This is a genomic window from Limnobacter sp. SAORIC-690, assembly GCF_002954425.1.
GTDB classification, from domain to species: domain Bacteria; phylum Pseudomonadota; class Gammaproteobacteria; order Burkholderiales; family Burkholderiaceae_B; genus Limnobacter; species Limnobacter profundi.
The window spans coordinates 1,341,578-1,358,275 of sequence record NZ_MQVZ01000001.1 but is presented as its reverse complement, the minus strand read 5'-3'; the positions used below and the strand labels follow the sequence as shown (position 1 = coordinate 1,358,275).

The window sequence follows — 16,698 nt, the reverse complement described above, 5'->3', positions numbered from 1 at the left end:
GACGACCTCGGTGCGGGCACCCAACAAAGGAGTGCGGTTATAACGGTATGGTGCTCATGGGCAGGATCGAACTGCCGACCTCTCCCTTACCAAGGGAGTGCTCTACCACTGAGCCACATGAGCAACTTTCTATTAAAGCCTGGAGCGGGTGAAGGGAATCGAACCCTCGTCTTAAGCTTGGAAGGCTTCAGCTCTACCATTGAGCTACACCCGCACACCTTGCACGCCCCTTTTCAAGGGCGCACTCGGTTAAACTGCTTGAATTCTTGGTGGAGAGAGTTGGATTCGAACCAACGTAGGCGTAAGCCAACAGATTTACAGTCTGCCCCCTTTAGCCACTCGGGCATCTCTCCAAAAGAGAACCCCGGATTATGGATGCTTTTTTAAACAACGTCAACACCCCATGCCCCCTTTCCGTCTTATTTGTATATTAATTCTTGGTTTTTCGAGTGGACTACCCCTGGCCCTGACAGGAAGCACCCTTCAAGCGTGGTTGGCAGTCGAGAATGTGGACATTAAAACCATTGGTTTGTACGCGGTGGTGGGATTTCCTTACACCTACAAATTTTTGTGGTCGCCCTTTCTCGATTATTTGAAGCCGGGTTTTTTTGACCAAAGGCGTGGCTGGATTGCGTTGATGCAATTGGCCTGTGCCGGACTGATTGCTGCCATGGCATTTGTGGACGCACATTCTGCCTGGACAGTGGCTGCAGTTGCCGTGGCCATTGCCTTTTGTTCATCGACGCAGGACATGGCGATTGATGCCTACCGCACGGACCTGCTTCCCGCTCCTGAACGCGGTCTTGGCGCTGCTTACTACGTAACAGGCTATCGGGTAGCCATGTTGGTTTCAGGCGGACTGGCATTGATACTGGCTGGCGAGTACCTGGGCTGGACTGGCACCTACCTGTTGATGGCGGGGCTAATTGCCGCCTGCGCTGTGATAACTGCTTTAAGCCCCACCGCAGACACACCCGAGGACCTGGTCAGGCGAGCTTCGAAAAGAAAACTGTTTGACATTGTGAGGGAGTCGACAGGCAACTTCATGAGCAAAGAAGCGGCGATCTGGATTTTGCTGTTGATTGTGCTTTACAAGGTGGGAGATGCGTTTGCGGGTTCATTGACCACTGCATTTCTGCTCAAGGGATTGGGTTTTACATTGACCGAAGTGGGTGCCGTGAACAAGACGGTGAGCCTGATCGCCACACTGTTGGGCGCATTTCTGGGGGGCGCATTGATGACACGGATGGGTCTCTATGGCTCGCTGATGTTGTTTGGAATATTTCAGGCGGTTTCAAATTTGTCATTTTGGGCGCTGTCGCTCATCGAACCGAATATTTGGGCCATGGGCAGTGCCGTATTTGTTGAGAACCTGTGTGGGGGTATGGGAACCGCTGCTTTTGTTGGCTTGTTGACCAGCCTGTGCAGCAAGGAATTCTCAGCAACACAATACGCTTTGCTTTCATCGCTGGCGGCTATGGGACGGGTTTACCTGGCTGCCCCTGCCGGGTATGTGGTGGCGGCCTATGGATGGAGCGACTTTTTTGTGTTCTCAACCGTGGCTGCCATTCCCGGACTGGTGGCGCTCTATCTGCTTCGATCGAGCATCCAGAAACTGGCGAGGTGAACAATTGTGCCATTTTTGAAAAGCATGGATAAAGGCTGAGGGCGACGAGTAGCCGAGCCGGGCAGAAACCTCAGACACACTGAGCCCTGTAGAACTGAGCAGTTCCTCGGCCATGGTTTGACGAACTTCGGCCAGCAGATCGCGATAGCTGGTACCCTCGTCGGTCAGACGCCTTCGCAAGGTGCGCTCTGTCATGAAGTGATCGGTGGCTATTTGCGCGAGGCTCGGGGAAGACGACAAGTCAGCCAGCAATTTGTTGCGCAACCAGGCGGACACGCCGCCCCGCTGCATTCGGCGTGACAGCAGATTCTCAAGCTGAGTCTCGCAGAAACGGGCACTGTGCTCGTTGGCTTTGGGCAAAGGCAAATTAAGCCACTGATCGTCGAATGTGGCCCTGTTAACTGCGGCATTGAACTGCGGAATGCAGCCAAACATGGCTTCGTATTGAGCCATGGGCGCATTGGGTGCAAATGCGAATTCAACAACGCGCAAAGGCAAGCTGACGCCAAACAATTCTCGCTGCAAAACCTGAATGGCAGAGCAATCGCGCTCAGCCACAAATGAACGCACTGCCGGGGGCAAATGATCGACCGACAGGATCATGGATGCCAGGCCGTTGCCCAGCACCAATTCGACTTTTGAAAATGCAAACGTGAGATCGAGATAGCGCAAACCGAGTTCGACGGCCTGTCTGAAGGTTGGGCTGGTGATGAGTGCATAGCCCCAAATACCGTAGGTGGTCAGGTGATATTCAGCGCCGGCCATTAGCCCAAGCCCGGGTACTTTGCCATGCAGGCGCACCAGATTGTGGATCACCTGCAACTCTTGATCAGGATCGATTTCGAGATGGGGATCATCCAGCTGGGCCGGCAAAATCGAGGAACCCATGAGAAGCGCGCTGCGGGTAGAGCCAAGCCTTACGCCTAGCTCACTCAGAATTTTTACACTGGCAACAGTTCGGCGAGCTTGCATAGGAGCAGGATTTGTCCGGAAATATCAACTACCGTTGATTGTAATCAAGTTCGAGCAGCACGTGGGGCTTCTACACTGTATTGAACAAAAACCGCAGGAGACATCGCGTGAACAGATTGCTGAATGAATTCGGATGGGCTGGCCCAGACAGAAGGACGCTAATCGAGAAACATGCCTTGCCCACATCTATTTTCCTGGACTGTATGGGGCTGAAAGTGCATGTGAGTATTGAGGGGAGTGGGCCTGATGTGGTCATGATTCACGGCTTTGCTGCCAGCCTGCACACATGGAGTGATGTGTGTGCGCAGATGAGCAAACAATTCAGGATTATTCGATTCGATTTACCACCATTCGGTTTGACTGGGCCTGCGCTCGACCAACAAGGCTGCGTTCGGAAAATGGACGTGGCTTTCTATCAGCAGTTTGTAGATGCGGTACTGGACGAGTTGCAGATTAAAAAATGCGTGATGATCGGCAATTCATTTGGTGGTTTTTTAAGTTGGGACCAGGCGCAAAGACACCCGGAGCGGGTGCGTGGCTTGATCATTTCTGATGCTGTTGGATATCAACAACCGCTGCCGATTTACATCACCCTGTTTACGATCAAACCAATTGCCTGGCTGACGCGACACGCAGTGCCCGCATTTTTGCTGCGAATGGCCGTGCGTGATGTATATGGCGACAAAAGTAAACTGAAAAAAGAAGTGCTTGAAAGGTACCTGGAGCTGTTCATGCACAAACCGAACCGAAGCGCTGTGGGGCATATGGTCGGTGTGTTCACCGACGGAGAACTAGGCTCGGAACGTTTGCCTGAGATTCGGTGCAAAACATTGATTGTGTGGGGCGGTGACGACCGATGGGTGAGCATTGAAATGGCAGGCCGATTCAATCGGGATATTCCGCACTCGGAACTGAAGGTGTACCGAGAGGTGGGCCACATTCCGATGGAGGAAGCGCCTGACCGCTTTGCTGCAGATTGTATCGAATTTATTGAAAACCTTTGATTGACATTCTGGAATTGAATATGAAAAACAAAGTGGTGTTTATTACGGGTGGCGCTCGGGGTCTTGGTGCGGGCTTGGCTGCAAAAGTGATCAGCAAAGGGGGCAAAGCCTTTATTGTGGACTTGAACGCTGAGGCGGTGTTTGCGCAAGTTGAAACTTTGGGCGGAGAGGGAATTGCTGGCTGCCAGGCCAATGTGTGCAAGCCTGCTGATCTTGAGCTTGCGATGGCAGAGTGCAAAGAGCGCTTTGGCAGGATTGATGTAGTCGTGGTGAACGCTGGAATCTTGAAAATGGGCTCGATTGAGCACATGAACCCTGCTGACTTTGACGCGGTGATGCAGGTGAATGTAAATGGTGCATTCAACACCATTCGCGCTGTCATTCCTTACCTGCGCGAGACCAAAGGTTACTTGCAGGTGATCTCATCTCTGGCTGCCGCAATTCACACGCCTTTGATGGGGCATTATGCAGCATCCAAAGCCGCAGTTGAGGCGCTGGCGGATGTGGCCCGCCAAGAGCTGGCATTGGACGGCATTGACGTGGGTTGTGTACACCCCACCTTTACCAATACGGCCATGATTCAGGAAGTGAATGCGGGCGTGCTTTGGGGAGGGCACAAGGGTGCTTTTGGTGCGATTGAACCAGAGCAGGTGATTGATGCCATGTACCGAGGTATTGAGAAGCGTCAGCGTAAAATTATTGCGCCCAAGACGATTGCGCCGTTGGTACTGGCACCCGGATTGTTTCACCGGGTGGCCGAAGGTTTAAGTCGAATGCAAGGCTCGGAACAGGCCTTGAAAAAATTCAAGGCCGAAGAAGCAGAGTCGCTTACTCGACGGTGACGGACTTCGCGAGGTTTCGAGGTTTGTCCACATCGGTACCCTTGACCAAGGCGACATGATAGGACAACAACTGCAAGGGCAAGGTGTGCAAAATCGGGGACAAGTGCCCTGCGTGATCAAGCAAATTGATCACGTGCACACCGTCGGCTTTTTCGATCTTTGTGTCTCGGTCAGCAAAAATATACAACTCACCGCCACGTGCGCGAACTTCCTGCAAATTTGACTTCAACTTTTCGATCAAAGTGTCTTTGGGGGCTACGGCAACCACTGGCATGTCGGCATCGACAAGGGCCAAGGGGCCGTGCTTCAATTCACCAGCAGCATAAGCCTCAGCATGAATGTAGCTGATTTCCTTCAGCTTCAACGCGCCTTCCATGGCAATGGGATAGTGCACGCCACGCCCCAAAAAGAGCGCATGGCGCTTCTCTGCAAAACTGGCAGCCAAGGCCTTGATTTCAGGCTCGAGTGCCAGAATGTTTTGCATGGCAGAGGGCAAGTGACGCAGTTGCGTGAGTAAGGTTTTTTCTTGCTCGGCGGTGAGTTTTCCACGCAGCTTGGCCATGACCAGCGTGAAAGTGAAAAGCGCAGCCAGTTGCGTGGTGAATGCCTTGGTTGAAGCCACACCGATTTCAGGGCCTGCACGTGTTAAAAACTTTAGCTTGCTGGCGCGAATGAGTGCAGATTCAGGTACGTTGCAAATGGACAGGGCATTAACCATACCCTGAGACTTGGCGTGCTCTAGCGCAGCGAGGGTGTCAGCTGTTTCACCCGATTGCGAAATGGTGATCACCAATGTGTTAGGCAGACTGACGCTGGTGCGATAGCGGTATTCGCTTGCGATTTCAACATTGGTCGGCAAGGCGGCAATCGATTCGAGCCAATAGCGCGCAACCAGCGCAGCATGGTAGCTGGTACCGCACGCCAGAATAAGCACTTGCTGAATGCCCGGTAGAATATTGCCAGCCTCTGCGCCAAACAATTCGGGTTTGACCGCTGAGGCGTTGCTGACCATTTCCAGCGTGGCTGCGATTGCGCCAGGCTGTTCGTAAATTTCCTTTTGCATATAGTGGGCGTATGGGCCCAGTTCCACGGCATCAGCCGAAAGTTGACTTTCGATGATGGGCCGCTCAACCTGAAGACCTGCGCCATCAAAGAATGAAACCCCGGTGGTGTGCAACTGCACCACGTCGTTTTCTTCCAGGTAGGTAATTTGCTTGGTGTAGGCCACGAGTGCCGAAGCATCGGAAGCCAAAAAGTATTCACCTTCGCCATGCCCCACCAAGAGAGGAGCACCTTTCTTGGAAGCCAACAAGGTCAGCGGTGCTGTGTTACAAATAACCGCAATGGCAAAAGCACCTTCCAGCTTTTTTACTGTGGCCTGCACGGCTGCCATCAACTCAAGCCCCTGAACCAAATGCTTGTGGGTGAGGTGGGCGATGACCTCGGTGTCGGTGTCGGACTGAAAAACGTAGCCTTCAGCAGTCAGCGCCTTGCGGATTTCCTCGTGGTTTTCAATAATGCCGTTGTGAACCACGCTGACCGAAACACCCCGCCCTTCACTGATGTGAGGGTGTGCGTTGCGCTCACTGGGCACACCATGTGTAGCCCAACGGGTGTGAGCAATGCCCATTCGTGCACTCAGGGTTTTGGTACTGGAGTCGAGCTCAACCACACGACCCACGCTGCGCGCACGGTGAATGGAATGATCGAGATCGGACTGAATGGCCAGCCCGGCTGAGTCGTATCCGCGGTATTCAAGTTTTTTCAGGCCATCAATCAACACTGGCACGCTGTTGGTTTTTGAGAGTACGCCGACGATTCCGCACATGGTGTGAGGTATTCCTTTATTTTTTGGTTGATTTGACCGGGCGTTTCCAGCCCGTGATCGTGATTTGTTTGGCACGTGACACGGTAAGTGCATTCTCGGGCGCGTCTTTCGTGAGGGTGGTTCCCGCGCCGAGGGTGGCACCCTTCTTCACCGTCACGGGTGCGACCAATTGGGTATCTGAGCCGATAAAAACATCGTCTTCGATGATCGTGAGGTGCTTGTTGGCACCATCGTAATTGCAGGTAATGGTGCCTGCACCCACATTCACCCGTTCACCAATTTGTGCGTCGCCAATGTAGGCCAGGTGATTGGCTTTGGACTGGTTGGCAATGCTGGCATTTTTGACTTCGACAAAGTTTCCAATGTGCACTTCATTGCCCAATTTGGCACCAGGGCGCAGACGCGCGTAGGGACCAATGACCGCCTTTTCGCCCACGGTGGCATCGGTGAGATGGGAATAGGCTTCGATACGGGTACCCGCCGCAATACTGACGTTGTTGAGCACGCAATATGGGCCGACGGACACCCCATCGCCCAAGGTGACCTGACCTTGAAACACACAGCCAACATCGATGGATACATCTGCGCCACAGTGCAGCGTGCCACGCAAATCGATCCGGGCGGGATCGAGCAGCTGCACACCTTCGATCATTAATTTTTCAGCCTGATGAAGTTGCCAGATACGCTCAAGCTCGGCCTGTTGAACTCGGGAATTGACGCCCGACACTTCCCAACTGTGCGTGGGCTGACAGGTGCGCACCAGCAGCCCATCTTCATGTGCCATCGCGATGATGTCGGTGAGGTAATACTCGCCTTGCGCGTTGTTGTTACTCAGTTTGCCTACCCAGTTTTTTAACTGCGCGGTGGGGCAAGCAAGAATGCCGGTGTTGACTTCGGTGATAGTGAGCTGCGAGGGAGTTGCGTCTTTTTGTTCGACGATGCCAACCACTGCACCTTCGGTATCGCGAAGAATGCGGCCGTAACCGTGTGGGTTGGGCATATGCAAGGTCATTAAGCCCATCTGCCCGGCTTTCGCGGCCTGAACCAAGGGCTGCAAAGATTCGAATTGAATAAGGGGGACGTCACCATACAAAATCAGGGTAACAGGATGATCAGCCAAGGCCGGGATTGCACATTGAACCGCATGACCTGTACCCAGTTGATCTGACTGAGAGGCGAACAGAATGCCTGATTGGTGAGACAAATGCTGCTGAACCGCTTGGGCACCGTGCCCGACCACGACCACCACATGTGGGTTTTCAAATTGCAAAGCGGTACCCACCACCCGGCCCAACATGGACTGGCCACCCACCGGGTGCAACACCTTGGGCAAGGCTGACTTCATGCGGGTGCCCTTGCCTGCTGCGAGTATCAAAATATTCATGTCAATAATCAAATTTAAAAAAATAAAGCCAGCACACCGGTGTAACCGTACAAAGCACCACGGAAAATTTCGCCGTTGGCTGAAAAACCAATCAGGGGAATGTCCCCCAATTGCTCTCGCACAATTTGCTGTTCAACGCCTTGCAGGCCGAACAATGCCGCGCCACGACCATTGCAGGCAATGTACACCGCGCCGCGAGGTTTGCGCTGAGAATGGATTCCAGAAAAACCAGCGGCCTGAAGTTCGTTGAGTTTGGGTGCCGGCGCGTCGAGATCTTCGCGCAGTTCCGCACACATTCTGGTTAAATCGACCCGCGCAGAATTTTCATCGCGAGTACAGAAAGACAATCGATCGCCCAACTTGAAATCTTCAGCAACAGCCAGGGATTTTTTGTTGGGATCCATTCCAACCACGGGACGTACTTTCAGCTGGTGCGCCTCGGAGCGACCCGCCGTGTAACCCTTAAGCGCAATGGACTCAGCAAGTGCACGGTCAGTGAGACCGACAAACAAACCATGGGCAAAACGTTTGGCCAACACCTCGGCGGCCTGGCTTGCGGGATCACCTTCGTCCGAGTCGGGTTGCAAACCCAAATCAGCGAGCAGTACATCGAGCGCCGGCAAACCATCGAGTTCTTCGACAAAATTACCGCGAAGCCCGGTGATTTCGTGCTCCATGCCCACCACTTGAACGCCTTGAGTCATGCGTACTTCGATAGGCAAACCACTGGCAAATACCACGCCAGACACACCACCGGACAGGGGTTCAAGGGCAATGTGGGTATTGGCCGTACCTGCGCAGACAAGACCACCGAAAATTTGACGAGTACTGACTTTAAGCGACAGATCATCGAGCAGATCGTCAATGTCCTCAGTGAGCGGATCGATGTGAATGAGCGCGGAGGACATGGCTTCCCGCCCCGACGCTGTCACTGTGCCAGGTTTGGGCAATGGCAATTTGCCTGAAAAAACTCGCGCAGAATCGGCAGGGAACTCCATCAGCATGACTGCCAGTGCAGGCTCTTGGTAATACTCCACTCCACTGCTGCACACACCAGGCGCCAAACCGCCAACCCACTCCTTGATATTGGTTCGCTGGCGCAAACCCTGAAGAATTTGTGGCATGTTTTCGGCGAATGCTTCTGTGGCGTAAATCAAACCCAGCTTTTGCGGCCGGGAAATATCGCTTGCGAACTGCTCCAGTTGCATCTGGCCTTCGAGCTGCACCAACACGAGTTCAAGTGCCTCTCTCCAGTTGGGGTGTGTGGCGTGGCCAAAACGAAACATCTATGTCCTTGTGCGCGCGGGGCGGGTGCTGCTTGAGGTTTTTTTACGGGGCGTGGCCGTACGCTTGGCTTTGGGCTTGGCAGGTTTTGGAGATGGTTCAGCTGCATTGGGACTGGCTTCGGCACCGGAACTTGCCATGGCTGCAGTGGCAACCACTTTGTTGAACTGGTCCTGCAACAACCCCCACCAAGCGGTGGCATTTGACACAATGGCCTTCGAGGATTCTTGCGCAGCCGCATCGCTTGCAGCAGCAGGCGCAGCGGGCTCGCGATCGGGAATTTTGGGTGCAACGGGCTCAACACGAGGCACGGGTGGTGGCGCAACTGCGGCCTGCATGGCGTTCCGAATGATTTCCTCGTTTACAGCTTGATTGACATCGCTGACTCGGTCACCACCCAAGCCCAGATTGGAGCTGAAAGATTTGATGGTGGCAATGGTGCCGCGCTGCACTTCCAGCCCCTGAATGGTGGCCCGCAACATACTGAGGTTGACATTGAGCCATTGCTCAACTGCTTTGAGATCCGAGATGCGCTTGTCAAGCTCATCGAGATCAGTGGTTGGGTTCATCACGCTGGGGATCGGCAGACTTCCCCAGATTTTCTTTACAAAATCAAATCCATCAGTAACCGACAAATTGGGTATTCTTTTGTTCGACATGTTTCCCCCTGCGTTTGACGCGGACTGCCTTGCTGAGTGGCCCGGTGACTGCGAACTCAGTGACTGCGAATCATGGTGCCCACGCCTTGGTCTGTCAGAATTTCAAGCAGAAGGCAGTGCGGAACACGACCATCTACCACGTGAACTGAGTTTACTCCGCTTTTTGCTGCCTCGATCGCGGAAGATAACTTGGGCAGCATTCCACCTGAAATGGTGCCATCTTCGAACAATTCATCGATACGTTTGGCAGTCAGGCCAGTGAGCAACTTGCCGTCTTTGTCCAACACCCCGGGGGTATTCGTCATCATGATCAGCTTTTCAGCTTTCAGGATTTCAGCGATTTTTCCTGCCACGAGGTCGGCATTGATGTTGTAGGCCATGCCATCTTCACCAAAGCCAATGGGTGAGATAACGGGAATAAAGGCGTCGTCTTGCAGGGCTTTCACAATGGCGGGGTCAATCGATGCAATTTCGCCCACGAAACCAATGTCGTGAAACTTGCCAGGCTCGCTTTTGTCGGCCAGCTTCATCTTGCGGGCTTGAATCAGCCCACCATCTTTGCCGGTTAAACCCACCGCCTTGCCGCCGTGCTCGTTGATCATCATGACGATGTCTTGCTGCACCTGACCACCCAGAACCCACTCCACCACTTCCATGGTTTCTTCGTCGGTAACGCGCATGCCTTGAATAAAGGTGCCTTGCTTGCCAATGCGACGCAGAGCTTCATCGATTTGAGGGCCACCGCCGTGCACCACAATCGGATTGATACCGACCAGTTTGAGCAACACCACATCGTGAGCAAAGGATTTTTGCAGATTGACATCGGTCATGGCGTTGCCGCCGTACTTGACCACCACGGTTTTGCCATGAAAACGGCGAATGTAGGGCAAAGCCTCGGACAGAACTTTGGCTTTGATGGCGGAAGTGAGATTGTCTGTGGTCATGAATTGTCCGGGTAGAATCTGGGCACAAAAAGCATTTTAAAGCGAATCTACCCGGACAACGGTGGCGAGAATGCCGATCGACGGATTCTAGAGAATGAATTGGGCAAGATCCTCGGATTTGGCCGCCTCACCCAGCCGGGAGTCGACAAACTCGGCTGTAATTTTCACAGGCCTGGGCTGGCCATTGGCCTCGAATGCCACCTCTTCAAGCAGGCGCTCCATGACGGTGTACAAGCGACGGGCCCCGATGTTCTCGGTTTTCTCGTTCACTGTGAATGCGATCTCAGCCAGCCGGCGAACACCTTCGTCGGTGAATTCCAGCTCAACCCCATCCGTTGCCAGTAAGGCTTTGTACTGCTCGGTGAGACAGGCGTCGGTGCTGGTCAGGATTCGTTTGAAATCGTCAACGGTTAAGGACTCCAGCTCAACCCGGATCGGAAAGCGCCCCTGCAGCTCAGGAATGAGATCAGAAGGGCGAGACAAATGGAAAGCACCACTGGCGACAAACAGGATGTGATCTGTTTTGATCATGCCGTACTTCGTGTTGACTGTGGTGCCCTCCACCAGCGGCAGCAAATCGCGCTGGACCCCCTGGCGCGACACGTCGGTTCCCCGGCCGTCGGCTTTGGTCGCAATTTTATCGATTTCATCGAGAAACACAATGCCGTCTTGCTCGACCCTGGCGATCGCTTTGGCACGCACTTCTTCTTCATTCACGCGCTTGGCGGCTTCTTCATCCTGAATCGCCTTCAGCGCCTCGGCCACTTTCATTTTGCGCAGCTTTTTCTTGCCACCTGAAATGTTCTGAAACATGGATTGCAACTGCCCGGTGAGTTCCTCCATGCCGGGTGGGCCGACTACATCCAGCGAGGGCGAAGCGGCAGCTACCTCAATCTCGATTTCCTTGTCATCCAACTCACCGGCGAACAACTTTTCCCGGAATCGAATACGCGTGCGGTTTTCATCGGGCTCGGGGGCTTTCTCGGTGAAGCCGAAATCCCGGGCGGGGGGAAGCAGTGCATCCAGCACCCGGTCAAAGGCGGCGGACTTTGCCTCTTCGACCACGCCAAGCTGAGCCTCTTCTCGAACCTGCTTCAAGGCAATTTCAATCAGGTCACGAATGATCGTGTCCACGTCGCGGCCCACATAACCAACTTCAGTGAATTTGGTGGCTTCAATTTTGATGAAGGGCGCATTGGCGAGCTTGGCCAGGCGACGGGCAATTTCTGTTTTACCCACACCGGTTGGGCCGATCATGAGAATGTTCTTGGGCGTAATTTCCTGACGCAGGGGCATGGGCACCTGCATGCGGCGCCAGCGATTGCGAAGCGCCACAGCGACGGCACGCTTGGCGGCATCCTGGCCAACAATGTTCTTGTTGAGCTCTTCAACAATGTTTGAAGGTGTAAGTTGAGTCATGGTATTAACCTTTGCTGCCAGATGCTTCAGGGGCACCCAACACTTCAATGGTGTGATGTTGGTTGGTGTAAATGCACAGTTCGCCTGCAATGGTCAGGGATTTCTTGACGATTTCTTCGGGCAAAAGCTCGGTGTTTTCAAGCAGGGCTTTCGCCGCGGAATGTGCGTAGGCACCGCCACTGCCAATCGCGACCAAGCCTTGTTCGGGCTCAAGCACATCGCCATTGCCGGTAATGATCAGGGAATGATTTTCATCCGCCACGGCAAGCATGGCCTCAAGCCTGCGAAGCATGCGATCAGTGCGCCATTCTTTGGCAAGCTCGACTGCTGCACGCAACAGGTGCCCCTGGTGCTTCTCGAGTTGGGCTTCAAAATGCTCGAACAAAGTAAAAGCATCGGCGGTGCCGCCTGCAAAACCCGCCAGAATTTTGTTGTGGTGAAGACGCCTTACTTTTCGGGCCGAACCTTTGACCACGATATGCCCCAGGGTAACCTGCCCGTCACCACCAAGTGCGACGTGCTTTCCTCTGCGTACTGACAATATAGTGGTGCCGTGATATTGCTCCATGCCTATCCTTTGGTTGGGGTGTTGCGCTGTATGCGCTGATGTCACGATATGGGGACAATCAGGGCAGGATCAAGTCTTGTTTGATGACAGGCTGAACCTGAACGAAGGCGCTGAGTTCGATTGCAGCCTCGTTGGCTTGATCAATGGAGGTGAACGGCCCCACCAACACGCGGTGAACGCCTGATTCAGAAAGAATTTGGCTGGCTTTGCCGAAAGCCTGATGATTGGAAGAAACTTGCGAGACCAGAGCCTCTGCGTTGTTTTTGTTGCCGAACGCGCCAATTTGAAGATACAAGGGTGCTCGGTGAACCGGCACCAATGTGGACGGGTTGCTGAGTGCAACCTGCTGTACTTGCGCGCCATTTTTTGCCACCACGGTGCCGTTCTTCTCAGCGTGGTATTGAGCGATTGCATCGGGTGTCATCTTCTCGACAAGCACTTCAGCACTGCCCTGCTTGATGTAGTCCAGCTGATAGGCGGCCGCGTAGCTGAGATCGATGATTCGGCCCCGCAAAAACGGGCCACGGTCGTTCACGCGAACAATAACGGACTTGCCATTGGCCAAATTGGTGACTTTGGCATAACTGGGCAAAGGCAAGGTGGGGTGCGCAGCCGTCATTTGGTGCATGTCGTAAATTTCACCATTGGCGGTTTTCGCGCCATGAAATTTCTTGCCGTACCAACTGGCACGACCTTTTTGACTGTAGGGCTCTTCAAGTGATGTTTGCGGCGTGAAACTTTGCCCCATCACGGTGTAAGGCCGGGTATTACGAATTGCAATGGGTTCAAGCTGGGGGCTGGCGGAGGGCAAGTCATCAAGATTGGCTGGGCGTAAATCGCCGGGACCATCGTCCAGATAATAACCACCACCCTGAGGCGCGGGCTCCCAGTTTTCATGTTTGACCGGTGGGGGAACAGAGGGCTTGGCCACGGTTTTCGCCGGGGGCGGCGAGACCGGCTTGTCAAGCGGAACGCTGGAACACGCAGCAAGGATCAATGACAGTGACGCAATCGAAACAAACCTAAAAACACCACTGCGCATAAATGCCTCCCTCATTTTTTCTCCCTGCGCTTCAGGCCTGACGCTGTCGTCGAATCAAGGCTTCCGCAACTCGGATGGCATTGTCTTCAGAACCGGCGATGGACGCAGAAGTAAAGAATTTGCCATCAATTCCCAAGGTGGGAACGCCATCTGCGCCATAAGCTTCGAAAATGGTTTTGGCCTGGGCACATTTAGCATTCACGCCAAACGATTTGAATACATTGGCGAATTCTTCGCGCTTCAAACCGATCGATTCAGCAAAATCGAAAATCTGCTCGTCGTTGGCCAACTGCTTTTTGTCTTTGTGCATGGCTTCAAACACTTTGCTGTGGGCCATGTCGAGTTTGCCCATGGTTTCCAGTGTGTAATACAGGCGCTGATGACCCTGGAAATTGACACGCTGACTTTGGTAAGCGATGGGGATTTTCGTGAAGACTACATCACTGGGCAACTTTTTATGCCAAGCGTTTACTTTGGGCTCAAAGTTGTAACAGTGAATACAGCCGTACCAGAAGAATTCGACCACATCGATTTTTCCAGGTGTGGAACGTGGAACCTCCCGACGTACTTTTCGGAATGCGCCGGCATCTTGGGCCAGTGCCGGGGACAAGCCACCGAAAGCACCCATCACGCTCAATGCCACCGCACTTTGAATCAATTCACGACGTTTCATTCTTGTTTACTCCTTGACCACAGTTGCCTCGAATCCGCCTTTCGTGAGGGGAATTCGGGCCTGATAGGCTTCATTCGCGCTGCCAAATGGCCCCACACGAACGCGGTTTACAACATTGCCGTTGACCTCGCCCACGGCAATTTCGGATTCAGTGCCCACAAACGCAAGCTGAGCCCGCAATTGTTCAGCGTCTTCACGATTGCGAAAACTGCCCAATTGCAGAAAGTAAATGGTTTGGGCCACAGGTTCAATTTGTTCAGTTGGAGTGGCATCCCCTGTCTGAGGTTCCGTGCCTTGCTGAAATGGGTCGATGGTAACCACATTGCCCTGGTTGGCGTTTGCTTTGCCATAAATGGCGCTGTTGGGATCAGGGGGGCTGTTGCCTGGGCCCGGAGATACATTGGGCACGGCACCCTGAGTTTCAGCACCGGAAAATGGCAGCTGTGACTTGCTGACAAACAAAGCCACACCCAACGCAATCAAAAGCCCGAACACCATGCCGAACACAAACGCGGGAATGGTGTTGCCAAGAGATTTTCTAACTTGCGGTTTTGCTTTGGGTTTAGATGATTTCGTAGATGCCATTGGGGGTTCGAACCTGTCCTTGAGAAACTGAGCCTAAATTATGCCCGAAGGCGACCTGCAGATGCGACCCAAACGCGCAAGCCGGCTTTTGGGATTGCCCTCATGCTGTAAAGTGTAGCCTTCATGGGCAAAAGCTCGAAATTTGCTTAAAAATCTGCAATAAATAGGTGCTTTGTGGGTCTTGACTATCTAAAACGCATACTGACCGCCAAGGTTTACGACGTGGCCATTGAGACACCATTGGAGCGCGCACATTCCCTGTCGGTTCGCACTGCCAATGAGGTGTTGCTCAAGCGTGAGGACATGCAAGAGGTGTTCAGCTTCAAACTGCGCGGTGCTTACAACAAAATGGCCCACCTCAGCCCCATGCAACTGGAACGTGGCGTGATTGCTGCCTCTGCGGGCAACCATGCGCAAGGCGTTGCACTCTCTGCCGCCAGGATGCGCTGCCCGGCCACCATTGTGATGCCCACTACTACCCCCGCCTTGAAAATTGATGCAGTAAAACGGTTTGGGGGTGACTGGGTGAATGTGGTGCTGTTTGGCGACAGCTACAGCGATGCAGCCGGACATGCGTCAGAATTGGCACAAGCCAAAGGCCTGACCTTTGTACACCCCTTTGACGACCCTGATGTAATTGCGGGCCAAGGCACCGTGGGCATGGAAATTTTGCGTCAGCATCAAGGCCCGATACACGCCATTTTCATCGCGATCGGCGGGGGTGGGCTGGCAGCTGGCGTAGGTGCCTATGTGAAACAGTTGCGTCCGGACATCAAAATTATTGGTGTACAAACCGTGGACTCCGATGCCATGGCGCAGAGCATGGAACAGCACAAACGCGTCACCCTGGCGGAAGTGGGTTTGTTCTCGGATGGCACCGCAGTAAAACTGGTGGGCGAAGAAACATTCCGACTGTGCGAAAAGTATGTGGACGGCATTGTGCGGGTGACCACCGACGAAGCCTGCGCTGCAATCAAAGACGTTTTTCAGGACACTCGCAGTATTCTTGAACCCGCAGGTGCACTGGCTGTGGCTGGCTTGAAACAGTATGCTGCGGAAATGGGTTTGCAAAACCAAACACTGGTCGCAATTTCTTGTGGCGCCAACATGAACTTCGATCGCTTGCGATTTGTGGCTGAACGCGCTGAGGTGGGTGAGCAACGTGAAGCGATTTTTGCGATCACAGTGCCGGAAGAACGCGGCAGCTTCCGAAAGTTTTGCGACTTGTTGGGTCCCACCAATGTGACTGAGTTCAACTACAGAATGTCGGATTCCGCCAAAGCGAATATTTTTGTGGGCATTCAAATTGGCAACCGTGCGCAGGCAGATGAATTGCAGCAGCGCTTTATTGCATCGGGTTTCGACGCCCTGAACCTGACCGACGATGAAATGGCGAAGCTGCATTTGCGCCACATGGTTGGGGGTAGGTCCAGTTTGGCCGACCATGAACTGGTGTACCGCTTTGAATTTCCGGAACGGCCTGGGGCATTGACGAAATTTTTAACCGCCTTGAACCCGGGCTGGAACATCAGCCTGTTTCACTATCGAAACCACGGTGCCGACTATGGCCGTATTTTGGTAGGCATTCAGGTTCCACCTGCAGACCACGCTGAATTCGACAAATTTGTGAAACAACTTGGCTACCCGGCGGTGAATGAAACCGAAAACCCGGCATACAAGCTGTTTTTGAAGTGATCGCGAGCCTCAAGACGGCTTGGCCACGAAGTAGGGTTGTGTGCCTGTTGCTTTGAGGGCGATTCAAGGCGGGCTTCCCGGTTTGGTTCAAAGCGAGGGGCAGACCCGAAGGGGCTGATGCGAAGACGCGTGGCGTTTCGCATGCACCGAGCAAGAATCAAAAAAGGGAATC

General features: G+C 53.5%; 15 protein-coding genes and 3 tRNA genes. 4 read left to right on the top strand and 14 right to left on the bottom strand.

All coding sequences use genetic code 11. From position 1 onward, the window contains the following. Nucleotides 1–48: 48 nt before the first annotated feature. The 3 genes from BSZ31_RS06425 to BSZ31_RS06415 form a co-directional block, all read right to left on the bottom strand. Nucleotides 49–123, bottom strand: a tRNA-Thr gene (locus tag BSZ31_RS06425). 17 nt (nucleotides 124–140) lie between these two features. After that, a tRNA-Gly gene (locus BSZ31_RS06420) sits at nucleotides 141–214 on the bottom strand. 53 nt (nucleotides 215–267) lie between these two features. Then, a tRNA-Tyr gene (locus BSZ31_RS06415) sits at nucleotides 268–353 on the bottom strand. A gap of 50 nt (nucleotides 354–403) precedes the next feature. Between BSZ31_RS06415 and BSZ31_RS06410 the strand changes: the two genes are divergently transcribed. Then, complete coding sequence (locus tag BSZ31_RS06410) at nucleotides 404–1,627, top strand: MFS transporter (protein WP_168426883.1); 1,224 nt, start codon at nucleotides 404–406, stop codon at nucleotides 1,625–1,627. Here the strand turns inward: BSZ31_RS06410 and BSZ31_RS06405 are convergent. Next, on the bottom strand, nucleotides 1,553–2,599 hold the full coding sequence (locus BSZ31_RS06405; protein WP_105028054.1) for an AraC family transcriptional regulator: 1,047 nt from the start codon (nucleotides 2,597–2,599) through the stop codon (nucleotides 1,553–1,555). The two genes, BSZ31_RS06410 and BSZ31_RS06405, sit on opposite strands and share 75 nt — an antisense overlap. Nucleotides 2,600–2,706: 107 nt before the next feature. On the opposite strand from BSZ31_RS06405, the gene BSZ31_RS06400 reads away from it, so the two are divergent. Both BSZ31_RS06400 and BSZ31_RS06395 read left to right on the top strand, forming a co-directional pair. Beyond that, the gene (locus BSZ31_RS06400) at nucleotides 2,707–3,603 is read left to right on the top strand and encodes an alpha/beta fold hydrolase (RefSeq protein ID WP_146106625.1); all 897 of its coding nucleotides are present in this window, start codon (nucleotides 2,707–2,709) and stop codon (nucleotides 3,601–3,603) included. 20 nt (nucleotides 3,604–3,623) lie between these two features. Next, nucleotides 3,624–4,445 (top strand): SDR family NAD(P)-dependent oxidoreductase, encoded by an 822-nt coding sequence (locus tag BSZ31_RS06395; RefSeq protein WP_146106624.1) that lies wholly within the window; start codon nucleotides 3,624–3,626, stop codon nucleotides 4,443–4,445. On the opposite strand, the gene glmS is transcribed toward BSZ31_RS06395, so the two are convergent. From glmS to BSZ31_RS06345, 10 genes are all read right to left on the bottom strand, one after another. Further along, the gene (gene glmS / locus BSZ31_RS06390; RefSeq protein WP_105028051.1) at nucleotides 4,432–6,273 is read right to left on the bottom strand and encodes a glutamine--fructose-6-phosphate transaminase (isomerizing); all 1,842 of its coding nucleotides are present in this window, start codon (nucleotides 6,271–6,273) and stop codon (nucleotides 4,432–4,434) included. The genes BSZ31_RS06395 and glmS overlap by 14 nt on opposite strands. Nucleotides 6,274–6,289: 16 nt before the next feature. After that, nucleotides 6,290–7,657, bottom strand: a complete 1,368-nt coding sequence (glmU, locus tag BSZ31_RS06385) for a bifunctional UDP-N-acetylglucosamine diphosphorylase/glucosamine-1-phosphate N-acetyltransferase GlmU (RefSeq protein ID WP_105029779.1) — start codon at nucleotides 7,655–7,657, stop codon at nucleotides 6,290–6,292. A 14-nt stretch (nucleotides 7,658–7,671) separates the two neighbouring features. Beyond that, nucleotides 7,672–8,943, bottom strand: coding sequence for an FIST N-terminal domain-containing protein (locus BSZ31_RS06380; protein ID WP_105028050.1), 1,272 nt, complete (start codon nucleotides 8,941–8,943; stop codon nucleotides 7,672–7,674). Next, nucleotides 8,944–9,600: a PhaM family polyhydroxyalkanoate granule multifunctional regulatory protein gene (locus BSZ31_RS06375; RefSeq protein WP_105028049.1), complete on the bottom strand. Its 657-nt coding sequence runs from the start codon at nucleotides 9,598–9,600 to the stop codon at nucleotides 8,944–8,946. A 56-nt stretch (nucleotides 9,601–9,656) separates the two neighbouring features. Continuing rightward, nucleotides 9,657–10,544, bottom strand: coding sequence for an acetylglutamate kinase (gene argB / locus BSZ31_RS06370; protein ID WP_008248035.1), 888 nt, complete (start codon nucleotides 10,542–10,544; stop codon nucleotides 9,657–9,659). 87 nt (nucleotides 10,545–10,631) lie between these two features. Beyond that, nucleotides 10,632–11,963 (bottom strand): ATP-dependent protease ATPase subunit HslU, encoded by a 1,332-nt coding sequence (hslU, locus tag BSZ31_RS06365; protein WP_105029778.1) that lies wholly within the window; start codon nucleotides 11,961–11,963, stop codon nucleotides 10,632–10,634. Between the two features lie 4 nt (nucleotides 11,964–11,967). Beyond that, nucleotides 11,968–12,531 (bottom strand): ATP-dependent protease subunit HslV, encoded by a 564-nt coding sequence (hslV, locus tag BSZ31_RS06360; RefSeq protein ID WP_008248037.1) that lies wholly within the window; start codon nucleotides 12,529–12,531, stop codon nucleotides 11,968–11,970. A 58-nt stretch (nucleotides 12,532–12,589) separates the two neighbouring features. Beyond that, nucleotides 12,590–13,588 (bottom strand): septal ring lytic transglycosylase RlpA family protein, encoded by a 999-nt coding sequence (locus tag BSZ31_RS06355; RefSeq protein WP_168426881.1) that lies wholly within the window; start codon nucleotides 13,586–13,588, stop codon nucleotides 12,590–12,592. A 16-nt stretch (nucleotides 13,589–13,604) separates the two neighbouring features. Next, nucleotides 13,605–14,246 carry a thiol:disulfide interchange protein DsbA/DsbL gene (locus BSZ31_RS06350; RefSeq protein WP_105028047.1) on the bottom strand — a complete coding sequence of 214 codons (642 nt, stop codon included), beginning with the start codon at nucleotides 14,244–14,246 and terminating at the stop codon, nucleotides 13,605–13,607. A gap of 6 nt (nucleotides 14,247–14,252) precedes the next feature. Continuing rightward, nucleotides 14,253–14,831 (bottom strand): SPOR domain-containing protein, encoded by a 579-nt coding sequence (locus BSZ31_RS06345; RefSeq protein WP_105028046.1) that lies wholly within the window; start codon nucleotides 14,829–14,831, stop codon nucleotides 14,253–14,255. Nucleotides 14,832–15,005: 174 nt separating this feature from the next. Here BSZ31_RS06345 and ilvA point away from each other — a divergent pair, with 174 nt between their 5' ends. Next, on the top strand, nucleotides 15,006–16,526 hold the full coding sequence (gene ilvA, locus BSZ31_RS06340) for a threonine ammonia-lyase, biosynthetic (protein WP_105028045.1): 1,521 nt from the start codon (nucleotides 15,006–15,008) through the stop codon (nucleotides 16,524–16,526). Nucleotides 16,527–16,698: the final 172 nt, after the last annotated feature.